19 protein-coding genes are annotated in these 26,181 nt (G+C 72.4%); 14 read left to right on the forward strand and 5 right to left on the reverse strand.

The genetic code is table 11. The features are described from left to right. Positions 1 to 171: 171 nt before the first annotated feature. On the reverse strand, positions 172 to 1,326 hold the full coding sequence (locus ACZ6R6_RS34115) for a S8 family serine peptidase (protein ID WP_470100389.1): 1,155 nt from the start codon (positions 1,324 to 1,326) through the stop codon (positions 172 to 174). 199 nt (positions 1,327 to 1,525) lie between these two features. On the opposite strand from ACZ6R6_RS34115, the gene ACZ6R6_RS34120 reads away from it, so the two are divergent. From ACZ6R6_RS34120 to ACZ6R6_RS34160, 9 genes are all read left to right on the forward strand, one after another. Beyond that, entirely contained in the window at positions 1,526 to 2,530 is a 1,005-nt protein-coding gene (locus ACZ6R6_RS34120; RefSeq protein WP_470100391.1) for a methionine synthase, read from the forward strand. 145 nt (positions 2,531 to 2,675) lie between these two features. Continuing rightward, complete coding sequence (gene ligA, locus ACZ6R6_RS34125; RefSeq protein ID WP_470100393.1) at positions 2,676 to 4,856, forward strand: NAD-dependent DNA ligase LigA; 2,181 nt, start codon at positions 2,676 to 2,678, stop codon at positions 4,854 to 4,856. 128 nt (positions 4,857 to 4,984) lie between these two features. Then, the gene (locus tag ACZ6R6_RS34130; RefSeq protein ID WP_470100395.1) at positions 4,985 to 7,066 is read left to right on the forward strand and encodes a putative bifunctional diguanylate cyclase/phosphodiesterase; all 2,082 of its coding nucleotides are present in this window, start codon (positions 4,985 to 4,987) and stop codon (positions 7,064 to 7,066) included. 250 nt (positions 7,067 to 7,316) lie between these two features. Beyond that, entirely contained in the window at positions 7,317 to 7,616 is a 300-nt protein-coding gene (gene gatC / locus ACZ6R6_RS34135; protein WP_470100397.1) for an Asp-tRNA(Asn)/Glu-tRNA(Gln) amidotransferase subunit GatC, read from the forward strand. After that, positions 7,613 to 9,103 (forward strand): Asp-tRNA(Asn)/Glu-tRNA(Gln) amidotransferase subunit GatA, encoded by a 1,491-nt coding sequence (gene gatA / locus ACZ6R6_RS34140; protein WP_470100399.1) that lies wholly within the window; start codon positions 7,613 to 7,615, stop codon positions 9,101 to 9,103. The genes gatC and gatA overlap by 4 nt, the downstream gene beginning before the upstream one ends. A 39-nt stretch (positions 9,104 to 9,142) precedes the next feature. Then, complete coding sequence (locus tag ACZ6R6_RS34145) at positions 9,143 to 10,231, forward strand: AAA family ATPase (protein ID WP_470100401.1); 1,089 nt, start codon at positions 9,143 to 9,145, stop codon at positions 10,229 to 10,231. Then, the gene (locus tag ACZ6R6_RS34150; RefSeq protein WP_306864885.1) at positions 10,228 to 10,806 is read left to right on the forward strand and encodes a hypothetical protein; all 579 of its coding nucleotides are present in this window, start codon (positions 10,228 to 10,230) and stop codon (positions 10,804 to 10,806) included. Before ACZ6R6_RS34145 ends, ACZ6R6_RS34150 begins: the two co-directional genes overlap by 4 nt. A gap of 14 nt (positions 10,807 to 10,820) precedes the next feature. Beyond that, positions 10,821 to 12,308 carry an Asp-tRNA(Asn)/Glu-tRNA(Gln) amidotransferase subunit GatB gene (gene gatB / locus ACZ6R6_RS34155; RefSeq protein WP_470100578.1) on the forward strand — a complete coding sequence of 496 codons (1,488 nt, stop codon included), beginning with the start codon at positions 10,821 to 10,823 and terminating at the stop codon, positions 12,306 to 12,308. A 234-nt stretch (positions 12,309 to 12,542) separates the two neighbouring features. Continuing rightward, complete coding sequence (locus ACZ6R6_RS34160) at positions 12,543 to 12,911, forward strand: SH3 domain-containing protein (protein ID WP_470100403.1); 369 nt, start codon at positions 12,543 to 12,545, stop codon at positions 12,909 to 12,911. A 165-nt stretch (positions 12,912 to 13,076) separates the two neighbouring features. On the opposite strand, the gene ACZ6R6_RS34165 is transcribed toward ACZ6R6_RS34160, so the two are convergent. Genes ACZ6R6_RS34165 through ACZ6R6_RS34175 form a run of 3 tightly spaced genes read right to left on the reverse strand, consistent with a single transcriptional unit; the run spans position 13,077 to position 16,084 of the window. Continuing rightward, on the reverse strand, positions 13,077 to 14,576 hold the full coding sequence (locus tag ACZ6R6_RS34165; protein ID WP_470100405.1) for a tripartite tricarboxylate transporter permease: 1,500 nt from the start codon (positions 14,574 to 14,576) through the stop codon (positions 13,077 to 13,079). Beyond that, on the reverse strand, positions 14,577 to 15,113 hold the full coding sequence (locus ACZ6R6_RS34170; protein ID WP_470100407.1) for a tripartite tricarboxylate transporter TctB family protein: 537 nt from the start codon (positions 15,111 to 15,113) through the stop codon (positions 14,577 to 14,579). After that, positions 15,113 to 16,084 (reverse strand): Bug family tripartite tricarboxylate transporter substrate binding protein, encoded by a 972-nt coding sequence (locus ACZ6R6_RS34175; protein WP_470100409.1) that lies wholly within the window; start codon positions 16,082 to 16,084, stop codon positions 15,113 to 15,115. The genes ACZ6R6_RS34170 and ACZ6R6_RS34175 overlap by 1 nt, the downstream gene beginning before the upstream one ends. A 181-nt stretch (positions 16,085 to 16,265) precedes the next feature. On the opposite strand from ACZ6R6_RS34175, the gene ACZ6R6_RS34180 reads away from it, so the two are divergent. From ACZ6R6_RS34180 to ACZ6R6_RS34190, 3 genes are all read left to right on the forward strand, one after another. After that, complete coding sequence (locus tag ACZ6R6_RS34180) at positions 16,266 to 17,966, forward strand: ATP-binding protein (protein ID WP_470100411.1); 1,701 nt, start codon at positions 16,266 to 16,268, stop codon at positions 17,964 to 17,966. After that, positions 17,966 to 18,637: a response regulator gene (locus tag ACZ6R6_RS34185; RefSeq protein WP_470100413.1), complete on the forward strand. Its 672-nt coding sequence runs from the start codon at positions 17,966 to 17,968 to the stop codon at positions 18,635 to 18,637. Before ACZ6R6_RS34180 ends, ACZ6R6_RS34185 begins: the two co-directional genes overlap by 1 nt. Before the next feature lie 90 nt (positions 18,638 to 18,727). Beyond that, positions 18,728 to 20,821: a VanW family protein gene (locus ACZ6R6_RS34190; RefSeq protein WP_470100415.1), complete on the forward strand. Its 2,094-nt coding sequence runs from the start codon at positions 18,728 to 18,730 to the stop codon at positions 20,819 to 20,821. Positions 20,822 to 20,919: 98 nt separating this feature from the next. On the opposite strand, the gene ACZ6R6_RS34195 is transcribed toward ACZ6R6_RS34190, so the two are convergent. Beyond that, entirely contained in the window at positions 20,920 to 22,023 is a 1,104-nt protein-coding gene (locus ACZ6R6_RS34195; RefSeq protein ID WP_470100417.1) for a PQQ-dependent sugar dehydrogenase, read from the reverse strand. Positions 22,024 to 22,096: 73 nt separating this feature from the next. Here ACZ6R6_RS34195 and ACZ6R6_RS34200 point away from each other — a divergent pair, with 73 nt between their 5' ends. Together ACZ6R6_RS34200 and ACZ6R6_RS34205 are read left to right on the forward strand one after the other, a co-directional pair. Beyond that, on the forward strand, positions 22,097 to 23,005 hold the full coding sequence (locus ACZ6R6_RS34200; protein WP_470100419.1) for a 2-hydroxyacid dehydrogenase: 909 nt from the start codon (positions 22,097 to 22,099) through the stop codon (positions 23,003 to 23,005). 262 nt (positions 23,006 to 23,267) lie between these two features. Continuing rightward, positions 23,268 to 25,928 carry a putative bifunctional diguanylate cyclase/phosphodiesterase gene (locus ACZ6R6_RS34205; RefSeq protein ID WP_470100580.1) on the forward strand — a complete coding sequence of 887 codons (2,661 nt, stop codon included), beginning with the start codon at positions 23,268 to 23,270 and terminating at the stop codon, positions 25,926 to 25,928. Positions 25,929 to 26,181 lie beyond the last annotated feature (253 nt).

Here is a 26,181-nt window from a genome sequence, read left to right on the forward strand (position 1 = left end):
GCCGCCCGACGAGGATGTGAACACCGACGCGTTCTGGATCTTCAGGCAGTAATGGGTTCAAATCCCCCATTGCATTCCTTCCACCTCAACTACCGGTAAAGCTGCTAATAAGTTGATCTATAGCTATCAAAGCAAACGAGCGCCCCGTAGTTCACTGATTTCACATCTATTTCACGTCCCGTTATCTGGGGCCCCCGCCCGCCACCTGCGGCTGCGTCCCAAAGGGATCGTGAGACTACCCAGGGTCACCAGGGCGACCGCGGCGAGCGAGATCAGGGCGATCCGCGTCGCCATCGCGATGCTCTCGGCGTTCTCCGGCGGAGCGTGCCGTATCGCGTCGGCGGGCAGGGGTGCGGGCTCGGGCGGTGCGAGCGCCACCGTCTCCGAGTGCAGGATCGCCGAGATGGCCAGCAGCGGGTTGATCATTCCCGCGCCGGTCCCCTTCCCGGCGCCGCCGTTGGCGGTCAGCGCGATGCGCCGCCCCACCTCCTCGTTGGTCAGGTCCGGATAGCGGGAGCGGACCAGCGCGACGACCCCGGTCACGTACGCCGCCGCGTAGCTGGTGCCCTCCAGGTTCTCCTGATAGAGACTGCCGGGCCAGGTGCTGGTGAGCCCCGTGCCGGGGGCCAGCACGGTGATGGGCGTGACGGGGTTGGAGAAGTCGGCCCTGCGCCCGTCGGGGGCGGCGGAGCCGACGGACACGACTCCGGGGTAGGAGGCCGGATAGGCGGGCGCGGGAGAGCCGTCGTCCTTCTCGACGTTGCCGGCCGCGGCGACCACCACCACGTTCTTGGCCAGCGCGTAGGCGGTGGCGTTGCGCAGGTCGGGGTTGTCGCTCGCCTGGGCGGACACGTTGATCACGTTGGCGCCGAGCTGGACGGCCTTCACGATGGCCAGCGCCAGCATCTTCACGTCTCCCCGGCCGTCGTCGGTGTGTTTGACGGAGATCAGCTTCACGTCCGGCGCCACCCCGGTGAACAGGACGCCCCTCATCGGGGTCGCGGCGACGATGCCCGCCACCTCCGTGCCGTGGCCGAAACAGTCGCGTCCCCCGGTGCCGGTGACCTCCTCCGCGGTGGCCTGCTTCAGCTGGGGATGCCCGGTGTCCAGGCCGCTGTCGACAACCGCGACGGTCACTCCCACGCCCCTGGTCAGCCGCCACACCTCGGGCAGGTTGAACCGCCGCTGGGCCCAGGACTCCCCGATGCTCGTCGTGCCCCGCCCGGGCGCGCACTTGTCGGGCTCGGCCGCCCCGGCCGCCGGAACCCCCGCGGCCCCGACAGCCAGCAGCACCGACACCGCGACGAGCGCCCGACCGATCATCATGCGTCCCCCAAGGCGGGTGAATAACCGGCAAAACCCTACTCAACTTGATCAAGTGCCGTCACCGCGGGGACGGATTCTCCCGGTGGGAGGTGGCACCCGGCGGTCCTAAGCTGGCTGTCGTGAACGAGCGAAGCAGGCGAGCCGGCGCGCACCGGGGCGAGCGCTCACGTCCCCTCGGCGGGCGTGGCCGGGAGCGGGCATGAGCGGATACCCGTGGGGTGAGGCGACCGCGACCGGCATCGGGTCGCACCCCGGGACGGATCACGCGGAGGCGCTCAGGGTCGTCTTCGGCGAGCTGCCCGCGCTCCCGTACATACCGGAGCTGCCCGCGCGCGGAGTGGGCGCCGACATGATCGGGCGCACCGCGTCGCTGCTGGTGGAGCTCCCGGTGGAGGTGCAGCCGTCCGGCTGGCGGTTCGCCGACCGCCCGGGGCGCGACTTCAAGCGGGCCCGCGACCACCTCGTCCGGGATCTCGACGCGCTGGAGGAGACGGCCCAGGGATACGAGGGACCCTTCAAGATCCAGGTGTGCGGGCCGTGGACCCTGGCCGGAGCGGTCGAGCTGCGCCACGGCGACAAGACGCTCGCCGACGACGGAGCCGTGCGCGACCTGGTGGACTCCTTCGCCGAAGGGCTCGCCGCGCACGTCGCCGACGTGCGCCGCAGGGTGCCGGGCGCCTCGGAGATCGTGCTCCAGCTCGACGAGCCCGGGCTGCCGGGCGTCCTGGCGGGCACGGTTCCGACCGCGTCGGGCTTCGGGCGGCTGCCCGCCGTCGAGGGCGCCGTCGCCGCCGAGCGGCTCAGGGCGGTGCTGCCCGCCGGCGCGTTCACGGTCGTGCACTGCTGCGCCCCCGGCGTGCCCTTCGACCTGCTGCGTACGGCGGGCGCCGACGGCGTGTCCGTGGACGCCTCCCTGCTGCGGCGGCGCGACGAGGACGCCCTCGGCGAGGTGGTCGAAGCCGGCATGGCGATCCTCCTCGGCGTCGTGCCCGGCCTGGACTCCCGGCTGCCCGACGTCGGCGTGGTCGCCAAGCCCGCCGTCGAGCTCTGGCGCCGTCTCGGCTTCCCCGCCGCCACCCTGGCCTCGCAGGTCGTGCTCACCCCCGCCTGCGGGCTGGCCGGAGCCTCGCCCGCCTACGCCAGAGCGGCGCTGGCCAGATGCCGGGAGGCGGCCCGGGTGCTGAGGGAGGATCCCGGCGAGTGACCGTCCCTCCCCGCCCGGCCCGGAGACCCGGACCGGCCGGTCCCCGGCGGGGAGGGTCTGCCATCTCCGGGTAAGGCCGCCGCGCGATGTCGGTCCCCGGCGATAGCGTTTCCCTTGGCGGTATGGACGAGGGGAGAGCTGGGCGATGGGCACTGAGGTCGAAGGCGTGCCGGTGGCGGCGTTGGATCGGCACGCGGAGCTGGCCGAGCTGGTCGAGGAGGCCAACTGGCGCTACCACGTGCTCGACTCGCCCACCGTGAGCGACGCTCAGTACGACGCGTGGATGCGGGAGCTGCGCCGGATCGAGGACGACCACCCGAGCCTGCGCACACCCGACTCGCCCACCCAGAAGGTCGGCGCGCCGATCTCCACCGATTTCACGCCGGTCGCCCACCTGCAGCGGATGGAGAGCCTGGACAACGCCTTCAACGCCGACGACCTCGCCTCCTGGCAGTCGCGGGCCGAGCGGTTGGCCGAGCGGGACCCGGCGCCCTATCTGTGCGAGCTGAAGATCGACGGCCTGGCGATCGCCCTGGTCTACGAGAAGGGCCGCCTGGTCCGGGCCGCGACCCGGGGTGACGGCCGGGTGGGCGACGACGTGACGGCCAACGTGCGCACCGTCGCCGGCGTGCCGCACCGTCTGGCCGGTGACGACGTGCCCGAGCTGGTGGAGGTCCGGGGCGAGGTCTACCTGCCCGTCGAGGGGTTCGCCAAGCTCAACGAGCAGCTCGTCGAGGCGGGCAAGGCGCCCTTCGCCAACCCGCGCAACGCGGCGGCCGGCTCGCTGCGGCAGAAGGACCCGCGGATCAGCGCGCAGCGCCCGCTGCACATGATCGTCCACGGTGTCGGCAGGTGGGAGGGGCCCGCCCTGCCCCGGACCCAGTCCCAGGTCTACGAGCGGCTGCGGGAGTTCGGCCTGCCGGTCAGCGATCTCTACAAGGTCGTCGACGACCTCGACGGCATCAACGCCTTCGTCGAGTTCTACCGCGAGCACCGCCACGACCCCGTCTATGAGATCGACGGCGTCGTGGTGAAGGTGGACCGCATCGAGCTCCAGCGCAACCTGGGCTCCACCAGCCGGGCGCCCCGCTGGGCGATCGCCTACAAATACCCGCCCGAGGAGGTCAACACCAAGCTCCTGGACATCCAGGTGGGGGTCGGGCGCACCGGCCGGGTCACGCCGTACGGCGTCATGGAGCCGATCGTCGTGGCCGGCTCCACGGTCGAGCGCGCCACGCTGCACAACGGCTCGGAGGTCGCGCGCAAGGGCGTGCGCGTCGGCGACACCGTGGTGCTGCGCAAGGCCGGCGACGTCATCCCCGAGATCGTCGGCCCGGTCGTGGACCTGCGCGACGGCACCGAGCGCGAGTTCGTGATGCCGACGCGCTGCCCGGAGTGCGGCACCGAGCTGGCCTACGAGAAGGAGGGCGACGCCGACCTGCGCTGCCCCAACACCCGGGCCTGCCCCGCCCAGCTCCGTGAGCGGCTCTTCTTCGCCGCCGGGCGCAGGGCCTTCGACATCGAGGGCCTGGGTTATGTGGCGGCCACCGCGCTGACCCAGCCGCTGCCGCCGCAGGAGCCGCCGGTCCGCACCGAGGCCGACCTGTTCGACCTGACCATCGAGCGGCTGCTGCCGATCCGGTCGGTCGTCCGCGACCCCGACACCGGCCTGCCCAAGACCGACCCGGAGACGGGCGAGCCCAAGGTCGTCTCCTTCTTCGCCAACCAGAGCGGCGAGCCGAGCAAGAACGCCGAGAAGATGCTGGAGGAGCTGGAGAAGGCCAAGGACCAGCCGGTCTGGCGGGTCCTGGTCGCCCTCTCCGTCCGGCACGTCGGCCCGCCCACCGCCCAGGCCGTCGCCGCCGAGTTCCGCTCGATCGACGCGATCGCGAGCGCCTCGGAGGAGGAGCTCGCCGCGGTCGAGGGCGTCGGCCCACGGGTGGCCGCCGCCATCCACGACTGGTTCGAGGTCGACTGGCACCGGGAGATCGTCGAGCGGTGGAAGGCCGCGGGGGTCCGGATGGAGGACGAGCCGCCGGCCGAGCAGCTCCCGCAGACCCTGGCCGGGCTCACCTTCGTGGTGACCGGCACGCTGGAGGGCTTCACCCGCGACGAGGCCGGCGAGGCCCTCGCGGCCCGGGGCGGCAAGGTGTCGAGCTCGGTGTCGAAGAAGACCTCCTACGTGGTGGCGGGCGAGAACGCCGGATCGAAGTTCGACAAGGCGGTCAAGCTCGGCGTGCCGATCCTCGACGAGGAGGGCCTGCGGGTCCTGCTGGCCGAGGGGCCGGAGGCGGCGGCCGCGACGGTGGTCGAGCCCGAGGAGTGAAGGCGGACGGGAGCCGTGGCGGGGGGCGGATGCCGGAATGAGCGGTAACGGAACGTGCGCAACCGGTTTCGCGAAGTGGCCCAGAGGCCGTACTCTCCCATAGTGAACTAATGGGGGTTTTGTTACTCATGGCCGACCCAAACGACACACGCGACACCGGGCCGCGTGTGGGCTCACCTCTGTGGGCCTACCTCGCCGCCGTCATCACGATCGGGTCCACCGCCCTCGTCGTGGCCCAGTGGTGGATCAGCCCGCAGGCGCTGGCCGACACCGCCCGCAGCCCGCTGTTCTGGATGCTGACGGTCCTGGTCGTCCTGGGCGAGCTGCGGCCGGTGCTGCTGTCGTCGTCGATCACGGTGGGCGGCACCTACCCGTCGGCGATGTTCACCTTCGCCGCGCTGCTCCACTACGGGCTGCCGATCGCCGTGCTGATGCAGGCGGTCGGCCTGGTCGTCAACGGCGCCGTCACCCGCAAGGCGTGGCACCGGGTCATGTTCAACATCGCCCAGGCGACGCTGGCCTGCACCGCGGCCGGGGTGGTGCTCGCGCTGTTCGGCAACTCCCCGGGGCCGGGGGGTTCCGGGGTGCCCGAGGGGCCCGACATGCTCGCGATCGGGCTGGCCGGGCTCGCCTACTTCATGGTCCGGGCGCTGCTGGTCTCCGGCGCGGTGGCGCTGCACGAGCGCCGCTCGATCAACCGGGTGATCAGGACCACGATCGGCCACCAGAGCCTGGTCTACGCCGGGCTGCTCGGGCTGGCCCCGCTGGTCGTGGTGGTGATGAACCACTCCCCGGCACTGGTGCCGCTGTTCGTCGCGCCGCTGGCCGCGGTCTACTTCACCGCCACCCTGTCGGTCCGCCGTGACCACCAGGCGATGCACGACGGGCTCACCGGGCTGCCCAACCGCAAGATGCTCGTGCTCAGCACCGAGGAGGCGCTCGCCGAGGCGCGCGCGGGCGAGCGGGTCGGCCTGTTCCTGCTCGACCTCGACAGGTTCAAGGAGGTCAACGACACCCTTGGCCACCCGGTGGGCGACCGGCTGCTGCAGATCGTGGCGCACCGGCTCACCCACAGCGTACGGCCGGGCGACGTGGTGGCCCGGCTCGGCGGCGACGAGTTCGCGGTGCTGCTGCCCTCGGTCAGGGACGCCGCCGCGGCCCGGGAAGTGGCCGCGCGGCTGCGGGTGGCCCTCACCGAGCCGGTCCGCCTGGAGGGGATGACCTTCGATCTGGACGCCTCGGTCGGCATCGCCCTCTACCCCGATCACGCGCCCGACTTCGAGCTGCTGCTGCAACGCGCCGACGTGGCGATGTACCTGGCCAAGGAGGGGCGGACCGGCGTCGAGATCTACGTCGCCGACAAAGACCGCAACAGCCCCGAACGGCTCAACCTCATCGGTGACCTGCGCCGGGCCATCGACCGCTCCGAGCTCCGGCTCCACTACCAGCCCAAGCTCGACCTGGCCAGCGGGCAGGTGCGGGGCGTGGAGGCGCTGCTGCGCTGGCGGCACCCCGAGCGGGGGATGATCTCCCCGGGGGAGTTCGTGCCGATGGCCGAGCAGTCGTATCTCATGCGGCACCTCACCCAGTACGTCATCGACGCCGCCCTGGAACAGGCGGCTCACTGGTGGCACACCGGCCTGCACGAGCAGATCTCGGTGAACGTCTCCGCCCGCGATCTGCTCGACTCCGCCCTCCCCGACCGGCTGGAGGCCGGCCTGGCCCAATACCGGCTGCCGCCCATGGCGATCCAGCTCGAGGTCACCGAACGCATCCTGATGACCGACCAGGCATACACCGCCGACGCCGTCCGCGCCCTGACCTCCCTCGGCGTGCCGCTCGCGCTGGACGACTTCGGCACCGGCTACTCCTCGCTGGTCCGGCTGCAGCGCCTGCCGGTCTCCGAGGTGAAGATCGACGCCTCGTTCGTCCGCAGGATCGGCGAGTCCAAGGACGACGAGCGGATCGTCCGCTCCATCGTCGACCTGGTCCGCTCCCTCGGTCTGCGCTCGGTGGCCGAGGGCGTCGAGTCGGCCGAGGTGGCCGCCTGCCTGGCCGCCATGGGGTGCGATCTCGCCCAGGGCTGGCTGTTCGCCGAGCCCATGTCCGCCGTCGACGCGACCGTCTGGCTCCGCAGACAGCGCGACCCGGCCACGCCCGCCCTCCGTTTCCTGAACCCCTCCGAGGTCCTCGACCCGCAGACCGCCTAGCGCTCCGGTGACACGCTGGGACCGCGGCCGGGATCCGCGCGGGCGGTGGCGTCGCCGGGCTCGGGTCCTGGCCTGGCCACCGGGCGGAGCCGTCCGGGCCGTGCCGGGCGCAGGGCCGGACCGCCGTCTCGCGGGGCGTCGCCGGGCGGACCCCGGGGCCACCGCGACGTCAATGGGTCAGGCACGTTAGGTCACGAGCCCTAAGATGACAGTGTCCAATTGCCATTCCACGAAACGGGTTCAACGACTCATGTCCGCCATAACCCGCGACGAGGTCGCTCACCTCGCCCGGCTGTCCCGGCTGGCGCTGGCCGATGAGGAACTCGACCACTTCGCCGCCCAGCTCGATGTGATCATCGGTGCGGTCGCCCGCGTCGCCGAGGTGGCGGCCGACGACATCCCGCCGTCCTCGCACGCGCTCCCGCTCACCAACGTCTACCGCCCCGACGAGGTGCGGCCCGGCCTGGCGCCCGACAGCGCGCTGTCCGAGGCCCCGGCAGTCGAGGACGGCCGCTTCCGTGTTCCGCGCATCCTCGGGGAGGAAGCATGAGCCTCATCCACAAGTCCGCCGCCGAGCTCGGCGCGCTGGTCGCGAGCGGTGAGGTCTCGGCCGTCGAGGTCGCCCAGGCCCATCTCGACCGGATCGCCGCCGTCGAGCCGCAGGTCAACGCCTTCCTGCACGTCGAGGCGGAGACCACACTGGAGCAGGCGCGCGCCGTCGACGCCCGCCTGGCCGCAGGGGAGAACCCCGGCCCGCTGGCCGGGGTGCCGATCGCGCACAAGGACGTCTTCACCACCGTCGACATGCCGACCACGGCCGGATCCAAGATCCTTGAGGGCTACCGCCCGCCGTACGACGCCACCGTGACCCGCCGCCTGCGCGAGGCCGGGCTGGTGATCCTCGGCAAGACCAACCTCGACGAGTTCGCGATGGGCTCCTCGACCGAGAACTCGGCCTACGGCCCCACCCGCAACCCGTGGGACCTGTCCCGGATCCCGGGCGGCTCCTCCGGCGGCTCGTCCGCCGCGGTCGCGGCCTACGAGGCCCCGCTGTCCACCGGCACCGACACCGGCGGCTCGATCCGCCAGCCCGCCGCGGTCACCGGCATCGTGGGCATGAAGCCGACCTACGGCGGCTCGTCCCGCTACGGCCTGATCGCCTTCGCCAGCTCCCTCGACACGCCGGGCCCCTTCGCCCGCAACGTCATGGACGCGGCGCTGCTGCACGAGGCGTTCTCCGGCCACGACGTCATGGACTCCACCTCCATCGACGCCCCGGTGCCCTCGGTCGTCGAGGCGGCCCGCATCGGTGACGTGGCCGGGCTGCGCATCGGCGTGGTCAAGGAGTTCGGCGGCGACGGCTACCAGCCGGGCGTGCTCGCCCGCTTCCACGAGGCCGTCGAGCTGCTGGAGTCGCTCGGCGCCAAGGTCGTCGAGGTCTCCTGCCCGTCGTTCACCACGGCCCTGCCGGCCTACTACCTGATCGCGCCGTCGGAGGCCTCCTCCAACCTGGCCCGCTTCGACGCCATGCGCTACGGCCTGCGCGTCGGCGACGACGGCACGCGCAGCGCCGAGGAGGTCATGGCGCTGACCCGGGCCGCCGGGTTCGGCCCCGAGGTCAAGCGGCGCATCATCCTGGGCACCTACGCGCTGTCCAGCGGCTACTACGACGCCTACTACGGCCAGGCGCAGAAGGTCCGCACGCTGATCGCCCGCGACTTCGACGCGGCCTTCCACCAGGTGGACGTGCTCGTCTCGCCGACCACGCCGACCACGGCGTTCCCGATCGGCGAGCGCGCCGACGACCCCATGGCGATGTACCTCGCCGACCTGTGCACCATCCCGACCAACCTGGCGGGCAACGCGGGCATCTCGGTGCCGTGCGGCCTGGCGGACGAGGACGGACTGCCGGTCGGCCTGCAGGTCATGGCCCCGGTGCTCGGCGACGACCGCTGCTACCGGGTCGCCGCCGCGGTGGAGAAGGCCCTCGAAGACCGCTGGGGCGGCAGCCTGCTGTCCAAAGCCCCGGCACTGTAGGGCTTTCGAGGCGATAGGGCGACTGGGGGGAACGGCGGCATGATCACTCGGATCGAGATCGACGGGTTCAAGTCCTTCTTGAACTTCGTCCTCGACGTGCCGCCCTTCCTCGCGCTGGTCGGCCCCAACGCCAGCGGCAAGTCGAACCTGTTCGACGCCGTCGGATACGTCGCCGACGAGATCGCCGGATCCGGCGGGCTGCTCGGCGCGCGCCGCGGGCTGCCGGGGGAGCAGTTCCACCGGGTCGCGCGGGGCACTCCCGTCCCCGGGTTCGTCGTCTCGGTGGAGACCCTGGTCTCCCCGGAGCCCGGCGCGCTGCTGCCGGTCCGGTTCGACGTGGGCGCGGAGATGGTGCTGCGGATCCCCCGGTCCAGCGGAGCCGTCATCAGCCATGTGGCCCACCGGCTCCCGGAGGAGCTGCTGGAGTTCATGGTCGAGGACCCGGAGCCGGAGATCACGCCTCGCCGTACGGTCCAGTCGTGGCACCGTTACGCCCTGTCGCCGGCGGCCATGCGCCGCCGGTCCTGCCCGGCCGGCGGCGGGCCGCTGGCCGCCGACGGCGCGAACCTCGCCGCGGTGCTCGGGCGGATGGCGGGCTCGGCGGCGCTGGCCGACCTCGTGGTCGACCTCGCCGGTGTGGTCCCCGACGTGGTCGGGCTGGTGCCCCGGGCCGACCGGGAGGAGTGCTCCTTCGACCTGATCGTCGACGGCCAGGGAGCGGTGCCGGCCCCGCTGCTGTCGGACGGGACCCTGCGCGTCCTCGGCCTGCTCGCCGCCCTGCACGACCCCGACCACCCCGGCACCCTGCTGGTGGAGGAGATCGAGAACGGCGTGCACCCGGGCCGCCTCGGCGAGCTGATCCGCCGGATCCGCCGGCGGATCACCGAGCCCGGAGGGGCGGGACCATACCGGCAGGTGATCCTCACCAGCCACTCCCCGGTGGTGGTCGCCGAGACCTACCGGACCGACCCCGACGCGCTGACCTTCCTGGACACCGCGGTCCGCGTCGACCCCGACAAGGACCGGGTCTCCCGGGTGACCGTGGCCAAACCGGTCCAGCCGGACGGCGAGCCGGGCACGTTCGTCTCACCCAGACAGGTCCGCAAATACCTGGGCGCCGCGGCATGAGCCGCCCTCTGGTCCCGGGGCTGGTAGCGGAGGGAGAGGCCGACGAGGGCTTCCTCGGCGCCGTCATCTCCCGGCAGCTCCGCGAGCTGACGTGGATGTCGCCGCACGCGGTCGACGTCGAGGCGACGGAGGTCGTCTCGTGCGGCCGGGAGCACATGGTCACGGCTCTGGAGGAGCTCGCGGCGGACTGCCATCTGCTCTTCACCCACGACGACATCCGGGAGCGCGGCAAGCCGGGCGGCAAGGCCGACGGCGTCCGCTACCACTCGCACTATCTCGTGCCGGTCATCGGCCTGGGAGAGACCGAGGGCTGGCTGCTGGCCGACCGCGCGGTGTGGGCCGCCCTGGAGGGCAGCGACCTCGGCCTGCTGCCCGCCCGGCCACGTGACGTCGAGCGGATCACCGACCCCGGCCGGGTCCTGGCCGCGACCGTGCCCCGGAGGGGGAAACCCATCCGCGACTACTTCGAATACATAGGACGGAACATCGATCTCGCGGTCCTGGCTCAGGTGCCCTCGTACGCAGACTGGGTCGCCGAGACGAGGAACGCACTGAAGGGACTTGGTTACCTGTGAGCACCGAAACGCTCATGCCGTACGACGAGGCGCTGGAGCGCTTCGAGCCGGTGCTGGGCCTGGAGACCCACGTCGAACTGGGCACGGCGTCGAAGATGTTCTGCGGCTGCCCGACCACGTTCGGCGCCCCGCCGAACACCCATGTCTGCCCGGTCTGCCTGGCCCTGCCCGGGGCGCTGCCGACGGCCAACGCCGCGGCGATCGAGTCGACGATCCGCATCGGCCTGGCGCTCAACTGCTCGATCGCCGAGTGGTGTCGCTTCGCCCGGAAGAACTACTTCTATCCGGACATGCCGAAGAACTACCAGATCAGCCAGTACGACGAGCCGCTCTGCTTCGACGGCTACCTCGACGTCGAGGTGGACGGCAAGATCGTGCGGATCGAGATCGAGCGGGTCCACCTGGAGGAGGACACCGGCAAGTCCACCCACGTGGGCGGCGCGACCGGCCGCATCCACGGCGCCGACTACTCGATCGTCGACTACAACCGCGCGGGCATCCCGCTGGTGGAGATCGTCACCAAGCCGATCCCGGGGACCGACCGGCTCGCCCCCGAGGTCGCCCGCGCCTACGGCACCGAGCTGCGCGAGCTGATGCGCGGCCTCGGCGTCTCGGACGTGCGCATGGAGGAGGGCTCCATGCGCTTCGACGTGAACGTCTCCCTCATGCCGCGCGGGTCCTCGGAATGGGGCACCCGGACCGAGACCAAGAACGTCAACTCGCTGCGCAGCGTCGAGCGCGCGGTCCGCGGCGAGATCGAGCGCCAGGCCGCGATCCTGGCCGACGGCGGCCGGATCCTGCAGGAGACCCGCCACTTCCACGAGAACAGCGGCACCACCACCTCGGGCCGGTCCAAGGAGGAGGCGCAGGACTACCGCTACTTCCCCGAGCCGGACCTGGTGCCGATCGCCCCCGACGTCGCGTGGGTGGCCTCGCTCAAGGCCGCCCTGCCCGAGCTGCCGAACGCCCGGCGCAAGCGGCTCCAGCAGGAGTGGGGCGTCTCCGACCTCGACATGGCGGCCATGCACAACGCCGACGCCATCGGCCTGGTCGAGGCGACGGTCGCGGCCGGCGCGCCGCCGGCGGACGCCCGCAAGTGGTGGATGGGCGAGCTGGCCCGCCGGGCCAACGAGGCGGGGGTCCCGCTCGGCGAGCTGTCGATCACCCCGGACCAGATCGCCCGGGTGTGCGCGATGGTCGCCGGGGGAGCGCTGAACGACAAGCTGGCCCGCCAGGTGCTGGAGGGCGTGCTGAACGGGGAGGGCTCCCCGGACGAGGTGGTCGCCGCGCGCGGCCTGCAGATCGTCAACGACGAGGGCGAGCTGATGGCGATCATCGACCAGGTCCTGGCCGACAACGCCGCCGCCGCCGACAAGGTCCGCAGCGGCAAGATCGCCGCGGTCGGCGCTCTCGTCGGCGGTGTCATGAAGGCCAGCCGCGGCAAGGCCGACGCGGGCCGGGCCCGTGAGCTGCTGCTGGACAGGCTCGGCGTCTCCGAGTAGCCGTCCGGACGCCCCCGGGCGGTCCGGGACCGCCCCGCGGTGGGCGACACGGAGAGCCCGCGGGCGGACCGCGGAGGCCCCGCCGATCGAAAGATCGGCGGGGCCTTTTTATGTGGTAATTCTAATTTTTAATATCACGCACGTATTGACGCAATTATTGATTACTTGCACAGTGATCACGTCAGTCCCCCTTTTCTCTGTGGTGCTGTCCAGCCCCTCAGGATCGGAGAACGCGTGAAAAGGCATTTGGCGCTCATGGCCGTGGTGCTGGCCGTCGCCGGCGGGACGCTCGCGACCGTCACCCCAGCTCAGGCCGGTGCTCCCGGCTTCTCGGCAGCTCTCGGGGTGGATGCTGTCATCATCGCCGACGGCGTCCGCCTGCGCTCCACCCCCGGCGGCTCGCGCGTGATCGGTCTTCTCTACTACGGTGATTACGGCCAGATATTGGGCTCCTCCAGCGGCTGGTGCCAGTTCCGTCTGGGCGGCAGGTCGGCCTCCGGGCTGCCGGCGGGGACCACGGGATGGGCCTCCTGCTCCTATTTCGCCCGAGAGGACGGCTGGCGCCTGGCGGAGGAGCCCGTCGACACCTTGGAGCAGCGGTAGTCCCGGCCGGGCCGGCGGCCCCGCCGCTCCCCGGCGCGGCGGGGCTGGCCGACACGTGCCCGGCGTCCACCAGGCAGGTGCCCGGCGTCCACCCAGGCAGGTGCCCGGCGTCCACCCAGGCAGGTGCCCAGCGTCCACCCGGGCACGTGCCCGGCGCCCGGACGGCTACGCGGCGCGTGACGGGCGGGCGACCAGCTTCCTGACCAGCGGGGCGGCCAGCACCAGCAGCGACACGACCAGCAGCACCGCCGCCACCGGGCTCTTGACCAGGACCGTCACGTCGCCCGCGCCGATGGCCAGGGCCCGGCGGAGTTGGATCTCGGCCATCGGGCCCAGGATCATGCCGATCACGGCCGGGGCCACCGGGAGCCCGAAACGGCGCATCGCGAAGCCCAGCATGCCCAGGACGTAGAGGATGACCAGCTCCACCCAGGAGGAGTTGAGCGCGTAGACGCCCAGGGCGGCGAACAGCACGATCCCCGCGTACAGGTAGGGCCGGGGGATGTGCAGCACCCGGGCCCAGAGCGGGGCCAGCGGCAGGTTGAGCACCAGCAGCATCGTGTTGCCGATGAACAGCGAGGCGACCATGCCCCAGACCAGCGCCGGGTTGTGGTCGAAGAGCTGGGGGCCGGGCTGCAGGCCGTACTGCTGGAAGGCCGCCAGCAGGATCGCGGCGGTCGCCGAGGTGGGCAGGCCCAGGGTGAGCAGCGGGACGAGGGTGCCCGCCGCCGAGGCGTTGTTGGCGGCCTCGGGACCGGCGACGCCCTCGATGGCGCCCTTGCCGTACTCCTCGCGGGCGGTCCCGCGGGCCAGGCGCTTCTCGATCGAGTACGACAGGAAGGTGGGGATCTCCGCGCCGCCGCCCGGCAGCGCCCCGAAGGGGAAGCCGAGCGCGGTGCCGCGCAGCCACGGCCGCCAGGACCTCGACCAGTCGGAACGGCCGAGGAAGGCCCGGCCCACCGGGATGACCTCCGGCTCGCTGTGCCGCAGCCGGGAGGCGACGTAGAGCACCTCGCCCAACGCGAACAGGCCGACCGCGACGATCACCACGTCGATGCCGTCGAGCAGCTGCGGGACGCCCAGGGTCAGCCGCGCCTGACCGGTCTGCTGGTCGATGCCGATCAGCCCGATGACCAGGCCGAGCCCCAGCGAGGCCAGCCCGCGCACGACCGAGCGCGACAGCACCGACGACACCGCGGTGAAGGCCAGGACGGCCAGCGCGAAGTAGTCTTCGGGACCGAAGGAGATCGCGAAGTCCACCACCAGCGGAGCCGCGACGACCAGCAGCCCGGTGGCGATCGTGCCCGCGACGAAGGAGCCGATCGCGGCGGTGGCCAGCGCCTGGGCGGCCCGGCCGCGCTTGGCCATCTTGTTGCCCTCGAGCGCGGTGATCATCGAGGAGCTCTCACCGGGCGTGTTGAGCAGGATCGAGGTGGTCGACCCGCCGTACATGCCGCCGTAGTAGATCCCGGCGAACATGATGAACGCGCTGGCCGGGGGGACGGTGAAGGTGATCGGCAGCAGCAGCGCCACCGTCATGGCCGGGCCGATGCCGGGCAGCACGCCGACCAGCGTGCCGAGGGTGACCCCGACCAGCGCGTAGAGCAGGTTGACCGGGGTCAGCGCGGTCGCGAACCCCTCCATCAGGAGCTGGAACGACTCCACCTAGACCACCCCCGACAGCAGTCCCGCGGGCAGCGTCACGCCCAGGCCCTTGACGAAGGCCAGGTAGGTGACGGTGGACAGCACGATCGCGATCACACCCGCGTGCAGGCGCCGGGTGGCCCCGAGCACCACGGAGAGGCCGAAGAAGAGCAGCGCCCCCGCGATGATCCAGCCGAGCAGGTCCAGCAGCCCGGCGAAGGCCAGGAAGATCACGCTCACCGACGCGACCGTCCGCCAGTCCGCCCGGGCGCCGGCGTCGACGTCCTCGCTCTCCTCGGGGTCGCCGTGGCCGCCCCGGATCACGTCGATCACGTAGCACAGCCCGATCAGCAGCAGCGCCGAGCCGACGAGGACCGGGAAGAACCGGGGCCCCAGCCCGAGCGAGGAGCCCGCGGCGCTGACGTCGGCGGTCCCCAGGATCACGAACGCGCCCAGCCCGAGGACGATCAGCGCCAGGACGAGCTCGGGCCGCCGCCATGAGTGCGCCGGGCCGGCGCCACGCTCGGTGGCGCCGGCCGGATCTTCGGTGGAGTACATCAGGAGACGAGTCCCATTTCCGCGATGATGGTCTTGACCTTGGCCTGCTCGGCCGCGAGATAGTCGGCGAACTGCTGGCCGGTCTGGAAGGAGTCGATCCAGCCGTTCTTGGCCACCGCGTCCTTCCACGCCTGCGAGTCGTGCATCTTGGTGACCAGGTCGGTCAGGTTCTTCTTGGCGGCGTCGTCCAGCCCGGGCGGGGCCACGAACCCGCGCCAGTTGGCCAGCTCGACGTCCAGGCCGCCCTCCTTCAGGGTGGGCGCGTCGACGCTGTCGAGGCGGGCCGGCGAGGTCACGCCGAGGGCCCGGAGCTTGCCGGACTTCACGTGCTCGGCGAACTCGCCGATGCCGGAGACGCCCATCGCGACCTTGTTGCCCAGCAGCGCGTTGAGCGCCTCACCGCCGCCGGAGTGGGCGATGTAGTTGACCTGCTTGGGGTCGATCCCGGCGGCCTTGGCCATCAGGCCCGCCACGATGTGGTCGGTGCCGCCGGCGGAGCCGCCCGCGATCGCGATCTTCGCCGGGCCGGCCTTCCACGCCGTCACCAGGTCGGCCAGCGACTTGTACGGCGAGGCGGCCGGGACCACGATGATCTCGTACTCCTCGGTCAGCTTCGCGATGGGCGTGGTCTCGGCCAGCGTGACCTTCGACCTGTTCTGCTCCACCGCGCCGAGCATGACCAGGCCCATGGTCATCAGCAGGTTGCCGTTGCCCTTCTCCCCGGCGAGCTGGGCCAGGCCGATGGTGCCGCCCGCCCCGGGGACGTTGTAGACCTCCACCTTGCGGGACGGGTCCGCCGAGGTGATGGCCTGCTCCGCGGTGCGGGAGGTCTGGTCCCAGCCGCCGCCGGGCGAGGCCGGGGCCATGATTTTCAGCGTGCCGACGCTGGAGCCCGAGCCCGCCCCCGAGCCGCACGCGGTGAGGGCGGCGAGGGACAGGGCCGCCAGGGCGGCGAGTCTCCGAAGACGCATGGTCAACTCCAAACAGCTTGAAGAGAAGCGTGGTGAGGATGCTGGGCGTCCCAGATAACGGTGTCGATCCTTTGCGAGCTTGCCGTCGTATCGGTCGTATTGGTCGCGCCGGTCACGGCCGCCGCGACCGCGCCGTTATCTCCAGCTGCTTTCATAATGTCCCTGACCAGGGAGTTCACTCGTGCGACGCATTCTCAACGCCTCCCTCGGCACCCAGCTGTTCATGTTGCAGACGGTGATCGTGTTCCTCGCGGTGGGCGGAACGGCGGGCGTCTGGATGGAACACACCCGCAGCCAGCTCGACCGGCAGTACCAGCAGCGCGCGCTGGCGATCGCCGAGTCCGTCGCCGGGCTGCCCCAGGTCCGCGAGGCGTTCGCCCGGCCCCGGCCGGAGGTGAGCCTGCAGCCGATCGCGGCGGGGGTGCAGGCGGCCACCGGCGCCGACTACGTGGTGATCGCCAACCGGGAGCAGATCCGCTACGCGCACCCCAACACGGCCCTGATCGGCAAGCGGCTGTCCACCGACGGCTCGGAGATCCTGACCAGCGGCCGGACCTGGACCGGCATCCAGACCGGCACCCTCGGCCGCTCCGTGCGCGGCAAGGCGCCGATCTTCGACTCCTCCGGCCGGGTCATCGGCCTGGCCTCGGTCGGCGTGCTCCAGGACACCGTCGCCGAGGAGCTCGGCTCGGCGCTGCCGCCGCTGCTGTGGACCGTGCTCGCCGTGCTCCTCGCCGGATCGGCGGCCGCCGGGCTGATCGCCCGGCGGGTCCGCCGCCAGACCTTCGGGCTGGAGCCCCGGGAGATCGCCGCCCTGCTCGAACAGCGCGAGGGCGTGCTGCACGGTGTGAAGGAGGGGGTGCTGGCCCTCGACCTCCAGGGCAGGGTGACGCTGGTCAACGACGCGGCCCGCGACCTGCTCGGTCTCTCGGCCCACGACGTCGGGCGGGGGCTGCGCGAGATGCCCCTGTCGGACCGGATGCGGGACGTGCTGGACGGCGCGGACCCCGGCGACGACCGGGTGGTGCTCCACCGCGACCGCGTGCTCGTGCTCAACCGGACCCCGGTGGCGGTCCGCGAGCAGCCCAGCGGCTGGGTGGTCACCCTGCGCGACCGGACCGAACTGGTACGGCTGGCGCGCGAGCTCGACCAGGCCAGCAGCACGACCGACGCGCTACGCGCCCAGGCCCACGAGTTCGCCAACCGGATGCACACCGTGGTCGGCCTGCTGGAGCTCGGCGAGCACGAGACGGCCGTCAACTACATCACCCAGACCTCCGAGGCCTACGGCCGGTACGCGTCCGGGATCCGGGAGAAGGTCGCCGACCCGACCCTGGCCGCGCTGCTGCTGGCCAAGTCGGCCGAGGCGGCCGAGCGGGGCGCGTCCCTGGTGCTCGCCGAGGACTCCCGGGTGGAGGAGGGCATGCTCGGCGACCCCCACGACGCGGTGCTGGTGGTGGGCAACCTGGTGGCCAACGCCCTCGACGCGCTGGAGGAGGTCGGCGGCACGGTCGAGGTCTCGGTCCGCGCCGAGACCGACGGCCTGCACGTCCGGGTCGGCGACTCCGGGCCGGGGATCACTCCCGGCCTGGCCGAGGAGGTCTTCCGCGAGGGCTTCACCACCAAGGTCGCACACGCGGGCCCGCGCGGTCTCGGCCTGGCCCTGACCCGTCAGGCGTGTTCGCGCCGGGGCGGCTGGGTGCGGGTGCACAACGCCGACGGCGCCGTCTTCACGGCCCTGCTGCCCCGGCGCGAGGACCCGGCCGGGACCCCGCCGCGAGCGGCCGGGCCGACCGGGCGGGGGGACGACGGGCAAGGAGACCACGGGCCGGCCGGGCGGACCGGCGGGCCCGGCGGGACCACGGACCGGGGGGCGCCGTGATGATCCGCGTGCTCGTCGTGGACGACGACTTCATGGTGGCCAGGATCCACAGCGGCTACGTGGCCCGGGTGCCCGGGTTCACGGTGGTCGACGCCGTGCACACCGGCAGGGCGGCGGTCGCGGCGGTCGCCGAGCACCGCCCCGACCTGGTGCTGCTGGACATCTACCTGCCGGACATGTCCGGCCTCGACGTCCTCACGACGCTCAGGGGCGTGTCCCACCCGGTCGACGTCCTGGTGATCACCGCCGCGCGCGACGTGGACACCGTCCGCGCGGCCATGCGCGGCGGCGCGGTGAACTACCTGATCAAGCCCTTCACCGCCGGGGCGCTCACCGAGCGCCTCGGCCAGTACGCCGACACCCGCAGGCAACTGGCCGCCATCGGGTCCGAGGTCCGCCAGGACGAGGTGGACCGGTTCTTCGGCGCGGCCAGGGGAGGGCCGCCGCCGCTGCCCAAGGGACTGTCGGCCACCACCTGCGGCCTGGTCGCCGACGCGCTCAGGGAGACCGGCACCGACGTGTCGGCGGCCGAGGCGGCGGCGCTCACCGGGCTGTCCAGGGTCAGCGCCCGCCGCTACCTGGAGTATCTGTGCGCGGCGGGCCAGGCCGAGCTGAGGCCGAAATACGGCACCGCCGGGCGGCCCGAACACCGTTACCGGTGGACGGGCTGATTCGTTACTGCTTTTCGGGCCTCGGCCGATGGATCTGGTTTAGGGTTGACACCGGTAAAAATCGCAGAGCAGCAGGAGGTAGCGGAGGCCGTGCGGAACGCCGGAGCGTCGATAGACCCACCGACGGACCCGTTCGCGGCGGTGCCCCTCCCCTCGCGCCCGGTCCGGCCGGGCGCCCGCGATCCCGGTCAGCCTCCCGGCGAGCGGCCCAAGGGCGGGTCGCGGCTCCCGCCGGGCGTCTCGCCCGACATCTTCGGCCCCTCCGGAGGAGACCGGCCCGCGGGACCCTCCGGGTTCGGCCGGCCTCCCGGGCCCGGCGCGGGGCCGGCCGGGCTGCCGCCCGCGGCCGCGCCGCCCCAGCCCTGGCAGATGGCCACCCCGCCCGAGCGCCCCCTCCCGCAGCGGTCCCCGCGCGAGGAGCCCACACCCGGCGGCGACGGAGAGGCCCGCCAGCCGGACTCGCCCCGTTACGAGGATCCGCCGCGCCGTCGCCGGGGCCGCAGGATCGCCGTCGCCGTCACGCTCCTGCTGCTGCTGGCCGGCCTCGCCTACGCCGTGCCCGCCGTCGTGATGTCCGGCAAGATGCTGCCCGGCACCCGCGTCCACGGCGTCGACATCGGCGGCCTGACCGCGACCGAGGCGGCCGACAAGCTCAGGGACCGGCTGCCCGGCGAGGCGGGCGAGCAGATGATCCTGCGGGCGGCGGGCAGGAAATACTCCATCGATCCCGGGAAGGCCGGGCTGGAGTTCGACGTCGTCGCCACCATCGACCAGGTCTCCAGCGGATTCCCCACCCCGATGGAGGTCTGGCGGGCACTGACCGGCACCACCGAGCTGAGCCCCAAGGTCTCCGTCGACCCCGAGCGGATGCACAGCACCGTCACGGCCCTGGCCAAGAAGATCGACCTCAAGGTCCGCGAGGGCGCGGTCACCTTCGAGGGCGTCAAGCCGGTCGCGGTGACCCCCCGCGACGGCCGTGAGCTGGAGCGGGAGGCCGCGGCCCGGGCCATCGGGAAAGCCTTCCTGGGGCCGGCCGGCGAGGTCGAGCTGCCCGTCTCGGTGATCAAGCCCAGGGTGACGGCCGAGGTCGTCAAGAAGACCGCCGCCGACGCGGACAAGGCCCTGTCCGGTCCGCTCACCCTGACCCACGCGGGCAGGCAGGCCCAGCTCCCGGTGGAGACCCTCGCCGCCCACCTGTCCTTCGAGCCCGACAACTCCGGCGGCATGCGGCCGGTGTTCGACGCCACGAACGCGGTCGCGACCGTGGAGAGCAAGCTCGTCGACCGCGCCCTGGCCCCCCGGGAGCCCACCTTCCGGATCGTCGGCGCCAGACCCGAGCTGGTCCCCGGCCGCAGCGGCAAGGGGATCGACGACGACAGGCTCGCCGAGGACGTGGCGCGGCTGGTCGCCGAGGGCGGCAGCCGGACCGTCCCCGTCACCCTCACGACCGTCCAGCCCCGCGTCTCCGAGGCCGAGGCGCGCAAGCTCGGCATCAAGGAGAAGGTCAGCGAGTTCACCACCCCGTACGACTGCTGCCTGCCCCGGGTGACCAACATCCGCACGATCGCCAAGCTCCTGGACGGCTACCTGGTCAAGCCCGGCGAGACCTTCTCGCTCAACGGCGTCATCGGCCAGCGCGACACGGCCCGGGGCTTCGTCCCGGCGCCGATGATCCAGGGCGGCCGGCTGGTCGACTCGGTGGGCGGCGGCATCTCCCAGTTCGTCACCACCATGTACAACGCGGTGTTCTTCGGCGGTTTCGAAGACGTCCAGCACGTGGCGCACGAGTTCTACATCTCCCGCTACCCGGCCGGCCGCGAGTCCACGGTCTCCTGGCCCGCGCCGGACTTCCGCTGGAAGAACGACTCCAAGTACGGCGTGCTGGTGAAGACCTCCTACACCGACACCGGGGTCACGGTCGCCTTCTGGAGCACCAAGCGCTACGAGATCGAGTCGATCTCCTCCGAGCGCTACGACCTCACCCCGTTCAAGAGGGCGACCGACAGCGGCCCCTCGTGCATCCCGATGGCCGGCCAGCAGGGCTTCACGATCGACGTGACCCGGATCTTCAAGCAGGACGGCAAGGAGGTCAAGCGCGAGACGGAGAAGACCGTCTACAAGCCCGAGACCGACCTCAAGTGCGTCCCCGCCGACACCCCCGCCCAGGACGGCCAGGACGAGTAGTCCCGGGGCCTGCCGGCCGCGCGCGGCGGTTCACGCACGCGCTCCCGGGGCCTGCCGGCCGCGCGTGCGGGTGCACGCGCGGCCCGGCCCCGCGGACGCTACGGCGTCACGGCGAGGAGGCGGTCGTCTCCCGGGCGGGGGGTGCCGCGGCCGTCCTTGTTGCTGGTGCCGATCCACAGGGGGCCGCCGGGCGCGGCGGCGACCGCGCGGAGCCTGCCGTACCGGCCCTCGAACCTGGCGACGGGGGTCCCGGCCGTGCCGTCGGCGGCGAGGGGGACCTGCCAGAGCCTGGCGCCGCGCAGGGCGCCGACCCAGAGGGAGCCGTCCGCGTAGGCCATGCCGGAGGGGGACGCCTCGTCGGTGCTCCAGGTGACGACCGGGTCGACGTAGCGGGAGCCGCCGCCGACGCCCTCGACCTCCGGCCAGCCGTAGTTGCCGCCCTTCCTGATGAGGTTGATCTCGTCGAAGGCGTCGGACCCGAACTCGCTGGCGTACAGGCGGCCGGACGGGTCCCAGGCCAGGCCCTGGACGTTGCGGTGGCCGTAGCTCCAGAGGACGTTCCCGAACGGGTTGCCGGGGGCGGGTCTGCCGTCCGGGGTCATGCGCAGGATCTTGCCGGCCATCGAGCCGAGGTCCTGGGCCAGGGCCCTGTCCCCGGTCTCGCCGGTGGTGGCGTAGAGATATCCGTCGGGGCCGAAGGCCAGCCGGCCGCCGTTGTGGATGGCGCCCTTGGGGATGCCGTCGAGGATCACGGTGGCGCCGGTCAGGCTTCGGTCGTAGCGGTAGCGCACGATCCGGTTGTCCCGGGCGGAGGTGAAGTAGAGGAAGACGGAGCGGTCCTTCTCGAAGGTGGGGGAGACCGCCACGCCCATCAGGCCGCCCTCGCCGTCGGGGCGGACGCCGTCGACCGTGCCGACCTCGGTGGTCCTCCCGGCCGCGGTGACCCGCAGCAGCCGGGCGGTGTCGCGCTCGGTCACCAGGGCGTCGCCGCCGGGCAGGAACGCCACCCCCCAGGGCACGGCCAGATCCTCCACCAGGGTGCGCGGCTGGCCGGGGGGAGCGCCGGTCACGGTGGCGGCGGGAGCCCGCGCCGTGCCGGCGGACCCGGCCGAGGGCGCCGAGCATCCCGCCGACAGCGCCGCCACCAGGGCCGCCACCAGGGCTGAGGCCGGGACGGGAGCCAGCTGTGCCATCCGGGACATGCGAACCTCCTCCTTCATTCATACCGCTGTGTACGGCGGGAGGTTCCAGGACGTTCCCTTGGATAATGCAGCCATGAAGATCTGGGTTCCCTCCGAAGCCGCCGCCGACGTCCTGAGCGATCTACCCGATGTGGAGTGCGTCGTCTACGACGGCACCGGGCCGGTCCCCGAGGGGCCCGAGGAGGTGGAGGTCTGGATCCCGCCGCTGCTGACGGTGGCGCGGGTGCCGGAGCTGCTCGGCCGGATGTCCCGGCTGCGCCTGCTGCAGACCGTCACGGCGGGGGTGGACGCCTACCGGCCGCACCTGCCGGAGGGCACGGTGCTGTGCAACGCGCGGGGCGTGCACGACGCCGGGACCGCGGAGTGGGCGGTGGGGGCCATGATCGCCGTGCTGCGGGAGTTCCCCGGCTTCGCCGCCGCCCAGCGGGAGGGCGAGTGGACCTACCGCCACACCGGCGTGCTGGCCGACTCCACGGTGCTGATCGTCGGCTACGGCTCGATCGGCGAGGCGCTGGAGCGGCGGCTGGACGGTTTCGAGGTGGACGTCATCCGGGTGGCGAGGACCGCGCGGGGTCAGGTGCACGGCCAGGACGAGCTGCCGGAGCTGCTGCCCCGGGCGGACGTGGTGGTGCTGCTGGTCCCCTCCACCCCCGCGACCGCCGGGCTGGTGGACGCGGACTTCCTGGCGGCGATGAAGGACGGCGCCGTGCTGGTGAACGCGGCCAGGGGCGGGGTGGTGGACACCGGCGCGCTCGTCACCGAGCTGGAGAAGGGCCGGATCAGGGCCGCGCTCGACGTCACCGATCCCGAGCCGCTCCCCCCGGGGCATCCGCTGTGGACGGCGCCGGGGGTGTTCATCACCCCGCACGTCGCGGGCAGCACCCCGGCGTCCGGGCGGCGCCTGCTGAGGCTCCTCCGCTCCCAGCTCCTGCGTTATCTGGCGGGCGAACCGCTCAAAAACCTGATTACCGGCTCATACTGACTGTGATCTGTAACGTTCTTGACCCGTTCCCACCAGGTGTTTACTGACCGCTTTCCGTACCGACCGGGAAAGGAATCCGGACCGTGGCTGCCTCGTGACCTCCGGTACGTACGGTGAATAACTGCGATCCTGATCGCTCGCATGGTTATCAGATCGGTGACGACTGCGGCGTTGTCACCACCCGTACCGGCCGGAGAGCACACACTGGCCGTGTGCCGTCGCGGAAGCGAGACGAACCGACACTGATGGGCAGACGACATTGATCCGCTGGCGTGACCCCCGGGTAGCGCTGACCGCCGCCGCCGCGACCGGGGCGGTGGGGCTCGTTGCCGCCCTTCTCAGTGGTGCTCCGGCCGTGATCGTCGGCGCGGTGGCGGGTGTCGTCGCCGCCGCGATCGCCGCCGTCTCGCTGTCCGTCGCGGTCGTGCGGGGCGCCGACCGGCGCAGGGCGCCGGCCTGGCGCTGGCTGGCCGGTGGCTCGCTCACCTGGCTGGTCGGGATCGGCGTGCGGCCGCTCGCGGACGGCACGCCCTTCGTCGTGACCTTCGCCGACCTGGTGGTCCTCGTCGGCACGGCGATGCTCACCGTCGGCACCGGCCTGTCGGCCACCCGGCCGTCGCACGGGCGGGCGCTGCTGCGTGACCTCGCCGACTCCTACATGTGCGCCGCCTCGCTCTTCGTGATCGGCTGGGTCCTCCTGCTGGGCCCGGCCTACCGCCACGCCGACGACGCGGGCACCTTCGCGGTCACCGTCGCCCCGCCGCTGGTGTGCCTGATCCTCGCCTGCGCCGTGGGTCCGGTGGTGGTGCCGGTCCGGCGCTCGGCCTGGCCGATGGGCCTGGCGGCGCTGGCCGTGCTGGCGGCCATCACGGCGGCCGAGACGGTCACCGCGCTGGCCCGGGTGGGCGACGCCCCGTCGTCGCTCGGGGTGTGGCCGGCGCCGGCGGCCTTCCTGCTGCTCGCGGCGGTCCCGTGGAGCCGGCGCACGGCACGCGCCATGGACCCCGACCACGACCGGCGGCCGTCCGTCGGCCCCGCCGCCTCCTCGCTGATCGCGGCCCTGCCGCTGATCCTCGTCGCGCTGGCCACCGTGGTCGTGCTCCTGCGCGTGCTCGGCGGCCGGGTGCAGGGGCCGGTCGCGGTCCTGGCCGTCGTGGCGGCGTCGATCGTCGGCGTCCTGGCGGTGCGTATGTTCGTGGTGCTGCTGGAGACGGGCCGGATGCGGCGCCTGGTGGACCTCGGCGAGCGGCAGCTCCAGGACCTGGCCGAGAGCACCGGCGACGTGGTCCTGCTGTGCGACTACGACGGCGTGGTGCGGGAGATCGGCGAGGGCGTCGAGATCACCTACGGCTACCGCCCGGAGGAGCTGGTCGGCCGGACGGTCTTCGACTACATCCACCCCGAGGACGCGCCCGGCATCCAGGTGGCGCTGCGCGCGATGAGCCTGGACGAGGAGCCGGTCGAGGCGCCGGGCACCTGCATGATCGCCTGCCGGGTCCGGGCCGCCGACGGCACCTGGCGGCCCACCGAGTCGGTCGCCACCCGGCACGTGCGGGGCGAGGACCTGCTGCTGGTCACCACCCGCGATGTCAGCGACCAGGAGGCGCTGCGCAACCAGGTCGCCCACCTGACCTTCCACGACGGCATCACCGGCCTGCCGAACCGGGCCTACTTCGAGGAGCGCACCCGCGAGGTGTTGGTCCGTCCCGGCGCGAGCAGCGCCGTCGTGGTCTTCCTGGACCTGGACGGCTTCACGGCGGTCAACGACTCGGTCGGCCACGCCAGCGGTGACTACCTGCTCGGCCAGGCCGCCCGCAGGCTCCGCGCCGCCGTACGGGCCGACGACACCCTGGCCCGCTGGGGCGGCGACGAGTTCGCGGTGCTGCTGGAGGCCGCGGTGGACGCCCAGACGGCGGTGGACCTGGCCGAGCGGCTGGTCCGCACGGTCTCCTCCGAACCGTTCCGGGTCGCCGACCGTGACGTGGCGCTGACCGCGAGCGTCGGGGTGGCCTTCGCCGACGACGACGTGTCCTCGGCCGACCTGATCCGCAACGCCGACGTGGCGATGGCCAGGGCCAAGGACCTCGGCGGGCGCCGGGTCGAGGTGTTCGCCGCGCACATGCACGCCGACGTGGTGCGCCGCCTGGAGCTCGCCGCCGACCTGCAGCGGGCGCTGCTGGAGAACCAGTTCGCCATCGAATACCAGCCGGTGGTGGACCTGGCCACCTCGCGCGTCACCGCGGTCGAGGCGCTGGTGCGCTGGTGGCGGGGGAGCGCGTTCGTGCCGCCCGAGCAGTTCCTCGGCCCGGCCGAGGACACCGGCCTGATCGTCCCGCTGAGCGAGTGGATCCTGCGTGAGGCCTGCCGGGAGGTGGCCGCCTGGCGCGCCTCCTCCTGGGACATCGGGCTGTCGCTCAACCTGTCGGCCCGGCAGATCATGGCGCCGCGCTTCGTGGAGACCGTCGAGTCGGCGCTCACCGAGAGCGGCCTGCCGCCCAGCGCGCTGACCCTTGAGGTCATCGAGGAGATGCTGGTCGAAGACGCCGAGGAGACCATCACCCGGCTGTCGGAGCTGCGCCGGCTCGGGGTGCGGCTGGCCATCGACGACTTCGGCACCGGCTACGCCTCACTGGCGTTCCTGAGGCAGCTCCCGGTGGACATGATCAAGATCGATCCGTCGTTCGTGTCCGGGCTCGGCCGCGACGAGACGCTGACGCTGCTGACCCGCACGATCGTACGGCTCGGCCACGATCTGGGGCTGATCGTGGTCGCCGAGGGCATCGAGCGTCCCGAGCAGCTGGAGCTGCTGCGCGAGATGGGCTGCACCCGGGGGCAGGGCTTCCTGGTGGCGCGGCCGATGGCCGCCCGCGGGGTCGACTCGCTCATGCGCACCAGCCTGTCCAGCCTGCACAGCGGCGTCTGACCGGCCGGGGCCGTCCCGCGTGGCCCGGCCGGTGGGCTCCGCGTGGCGGTGACGGGGTGTGTCCTTGCTCACCCCCCGGCCGTACCGGCACTGCGGACCTCCGGTGCGGAGGGCGTCCGCACCGGAGGTCCGCCATCTCGGACTTTGAGACTCCTGTCCCATGAATTTGACGCAGACACACTCTGTCGGCCATGGTGGAGCCATGCATCACAGTGGGATTCTCGTAGTACTTCGCCGGCGCGCAGGCCGATAG

It is taken from the genome of Streptosporangium sp. NPDC048886, from assembly GCF_055586905.1.

Excerpts from the sequence above, each read along its gene's own strand:
- ACZ6R6_RS34115 (WP_470100389.1), bottom strand. The coding sequence starts at position 1,326 with ATGATGATCGGTCGGGCGCTCGTCGCGGTGTCGGTGCTGCTGGCTGTC.
- ACZ6R6_RS34120 (WP_470100391.1), top strand. The coding sequence starts at position 1,526 with ATGAGCGGATACCCGTGGGGTGAGGCGACCGCGACCGGCATCGGGTCG.
- ligA (WP_470100393.1), top strand. The coding sequence starts at position 2,676 with ATGGGCACTGAGGTCGAAGGCGTGCCGGTGGCGGCGTTGGATCGGCAC.
- ACZ6R6_RS34130 (WP_470100395.1), top strand. The coding sequence starts at position 4,985 with ATGGCCGACCCAAACGACACACGCGACACCGGGCCGCGTGTGGGCTCA.
- gatC (WP_470100397.1), top strand. The coding sequence starts at position 7,317 with ATGTCCGCCATAACCCGCGACGAGGTCGCTCACCTCGCCCGGCTGTCC.
- gatA (WP_470100399.1), top strand. The coding sequence starts at position 7,613 with ATGAGCCTCATCCACAAGTCCGCCGCCGAGCTCGGCGCGCTGGTCGCG.
- ACZ6R6_RS34145 (WP_470100401.1), top strand. The coding sequence starts at position 9,143 with ATGATCACTCGGATCGAGATCGACGGGTTCAAGTCCTTCTTGAACTTC.
- ACZ6R6_RS34150 (WP_306864885.1), top strand. The coding sequence starts at position 10,228 with ATGAGCCGCCCTCTGGTCCCGGGGCTGGTAGCGGAGGGAGAGGCCGAC.
- gatB (WP_470100578.1), top strand. The coding sequence starts at position 10,821 with ATGCCGTACGACGAGGCGCTGGAGCGCTTCGAGCCGGTGCTGGGCCTG.
- ACZ6R6_RS34170 (WP_470100407.1), bottom strand. The coding sequence starts at position 15,113 with ATGTACTCCACCGAAGATCCGGCCGGCGCCACCGAGCGTGGCGCCGGC.
- ACZ6R6_RS34175 (WP_470100409.1), bottom strand. The coding sequence starts at position 16,084 with ATGCGTCTTCGGAGACTCGCCGCCCTGGCGGCCCTGTCCCTCGCCGCC.
- ACZ6R6_RS34185 (WP_470100413.1), top strand. The coding sequence starts at position 17,966 with ATGATCCGCGTGCTCGTCGTGGACGACGACTTCATGGTGGCCAGGATC.
- ACZ6R6_RS34195 (WP_470100417.1), bottom strand. The coding sequence starts at position 22,023 with ATGTCCCGGATGGCACAGCTGGCTCCCGTCCCGGCCTCAGCCCTGGTG.
- ACZ6R6_RS34200 (WP_470100419.1), top strand. The coding sequence starts at position 22,097 with ATGAAGATCTGGGTTCCCTCCGAAGCCGCCGCCGACGTCCTGAGCGAT.